We start from the raw sequence: 2,348 nt of genomic DNA on the forward strand, positions 1-2,348 counted from the left end.
ACTTTAAAGTAATCGGCAAGTTGGGCGATTGCGCCAGGGTTGATTTGCATGAATGAGCAGCGATTCGATTGACTTGGTATATTGACTATATTACTATATGGCAATATGATTGATTAGTATATTGCCACTCAAACTACAAGGAGTTCGATGCTATGCTTTTTCGCCAGATGCTCGATCGGGAAACGAGTACGTATACATACATCATCGCCGATTTGGATAGCAAAGAAGCAATCTTAATCGACCCAGTAATCGAACGAGTAGAACGAGATCTACAACAACTTAGCGAGTTGGGTGTCATCCTCAAGTATTGCTTAGAAACTCATATTCATGCCGACCATGTTACTGGAACTGCCAAGCTGCGGGAACTCACCCACTGTCAAGGGGTCGTTCCTGACGGAGCTAGCGTGAGTTGTGCCGATTTATTTATTCAAGATCGTGAAAACTTAAAAATTGGGGCGATCGCAATTCAGGCGATTGCTACACCCGGACATACAGATAATCACATGGCATATCTGGTGGATCGAACTCACTTGTTGAGTGGGGATGCCCTGCTGATTCGCGGTTGCGGGCGCACTGATTTTCAAGGTGGCGATGCGGGTCGCTTATTTGACTCTGTAACCGAGCGATTGTTTACTTTGCCCGATCGCACTCTAGTTTATCCCGCCCATGACTATCGAGGGCTGACCGGATCTACCATTGGCGAAGAAAAACTGTTCAATCCGCGATTTGTCGGACGCAGCCGTCAACAGTTCATCGAGTTCATGACAAATTTAAACTTGCCCGATCCACAGCAGATGGCAGCGGCGATACCTGCTAACGAACATTGTGGCAATTTAACCAGCGTTAATCAATCGATCGAGCTTTAATATCTAGAAACTAATTATGACAGTTCCTATCAATCCTAAGTTACAGGCAATCGATCCCCCTAGTCTCGATCGGCTACTGAGAGATCGTCAAGCAATCTTGCTAGATGTCCGCGAAGCTGGCGAATACGCCAGCGAGCATATTACTGGCTCAGTATCACTGCCACTCTCGACGTTCGACCCTGTGGCGATCGATCGGCAACCAGATCGACAAGTCGTGCTGTACTGTCAATCTGGTAAACGCTCCGTTCGGGCTGCCGATCGACTTTTTGAAGCTGGATGGATGGAAGTCATCCATCTTGAAGGTGGTTTGAATGCCTGGAAAACCTCTGCCTACCCCACTCACAGCGACGAACGAGCACCGATTAGTCTCTGGCGGCAGGTACAAATTGTAGCGGGTTCCTTGGTCGCGATCGGTACTCTGTGTGGTGTATTGGTATCGCCTTGGTTCTTACTCTTGAGTGGTTTTGTTGGTTGTGGGTTGGTATTTGCAGGGATCTCGGATACTTGTGCGATGGGAATGCTGCTTGCCAAACTTCCTTACAATCAAAGGGCGAAAGTGTCATGACTTGGCTAGTGGGATATAGCCTTGCTATAGGAGTGGGTATTAGCTTGGGTTTACTAGGTGGTGGAGGTTCGGTGTTGACTTTACCAATCCTAGTATATGTGATGGGGATCGCCCCCAAATCGGCGATCGCGATGACTTCGATCGTGGTTGGGGTGGTCAGTCTATTGGGACTATTCCCGCACTCGCGGCGCAAGCAAATCGATCTCAAGACAGTACTCATTTTTGGCTCGTCAACGACAATTGGAGCTTTTTTGGGAGCAAAGTTAGCTGGATATTCGTTTATCACCGCAACTTTGCAAATGGTGTTATTTGCAGTAGCGATGCTGGTAGCTGCTGGGTTTATGATTCTTCGTCAACCCCGCACCGATAGTTCGATCGGCGAGCCAGAGGAGCGAGATCCCCTCAGTAGCTATCCGCGACCCGTTTGTAAGTACTGTTGGCTATGGCTGTTGACGGAAGGATTCGGAGTCGGCATCTTAACTGGATTAGTGGGGGTAGGGGGTGGCTTTGCGATCGTTCCGGCTTTAGTGCTATTCGGAAATCTGACGATGCCAAAGGCAATTGCGACATCGCTAGCAATTATTTCTTTGAACTCTGGAGCTGGGTTACTCGGTTATTTGGGGCACGTATCGATCGATTGGTATCTGACTGGCTCTTTTACGCTTGCGGCTGCGCTAGGGAGCATCATCGGTACGCATCTAGCTAAGTTTGTCCCCGCTCATAAATTGCAGAAGTGGTTTGGTTATTTTTTACTAACAGTGGCTAGCTTTGTATTAATTCAAATCTTACTTAATTAGAAGAGGAAATAGCAGGCAATCTAACGATAAATTTACCCCCTTCGCCCAAGTTGCTTTGGACGCTAATCGATCCATGATGCTGCTCGACGATCGATTTAGCAATTGCCAATCCTAAGCCCG

At 47.8% G+C, this 2,348-nt stretch carries 4 protein-coding genes; 3 read left to right on the forward strand and 1 reads right to left on the reverse strand.

What is annotated here, in order from left to right; genetic code table 11:
- Nucleotides 1-152 precede the first annotated feature (152 nt).
- From Q0R35_RS08915 to Q0R35_RS08925, 3 genes are read left to right on the forward strand one after another with little or no spacing between them, the layout of a single operon-like run.
- On the forward strand, nucleotides 153-866 hold the full coding sequence (locus tag Q0R35_RS08915) for an MBL fold metallo-hydrolase (protein WP_295616372.1): 714 nt from the start codon (nucleotides 153-155) through the stop codon (nucleotides 864-866).
- A gap of 16 nt (nucleotides 867-882) precedes the next feature.
- A complete protein-coding gene (locus tag Q0R35_RS08920; protein ID WP_295616375.1) occupies nucleotides 883-1,431 on the forward strand; it encodes a rhodanese-like domain-containing protein in 549 nt (182 codons plus the stop codon).
- The gene (locus Q0R35_RS08925) at nucleotides 1,428-2,228 is read left to right on the forward strand and encodes a sulfite exporter TauE/SafE family protein (RefSeq protein WP_295616378.1); all 801 of its coding nucleotides are present in this window, start codon (nucleotides 1,428-1,430) and stop codon (nucleotides 2,226-2,228) included. Before Q0R35_RS08920 ends, Q0R35_RS08925 begins: the two co-directional genes overlap by 4 nt.
- Here the strand turns inward: Q0R35_RS08925 and Q0R35_RS08930 are convergent.
- Nucleotides 2,221-2,348 (reverse strand): ATP-binding protein (locus tag Q0R35_RS08930; protein WP_295616381.1); only part of this gene is annotated, 128 nt, incomplete at its 5' end. The two genes, Q0R35_RS08925 and Q0R35_RS08930, sit on opposite strands and share 8 nt — an antisense overlap.

It is taken from the genome of Chamaesiphon sp. GL140_3_metabinner_50, from assembly GCF_025361915.1.
GTDB lineage: Bacteria > Cyanobacteriota > Cyanobacteriia > Cyanobacteriales > Chamaesiphonaceae > Chamaesiphon.

What these genes read in the sequence shown, in the direction of transcription:
- Q0R35_RS08925 (WP_295616378.1), top strand. Translation starts at nt 1,428, where the DNA reads ATGACTTGGCTAGTGGGATATAGCCTTGCTATAGGAGTGGGTATTAGC.
- Q0R35_RS08915 (WP_295616372.1), top strand. Translation starts at nt 153, where the DNA reads ATGCTTTTTCGCCAGATGCTCGATCGGGAAACGAGTACGTATACATAC.
- Q0R35_RS08920 (WP_295616375.1), top strand. Translation starts at nt 883, where the DNA reads ATGACAGTTCCTATCAATCCTAAGTTACAGGCAATCGATCCCCCTAGT.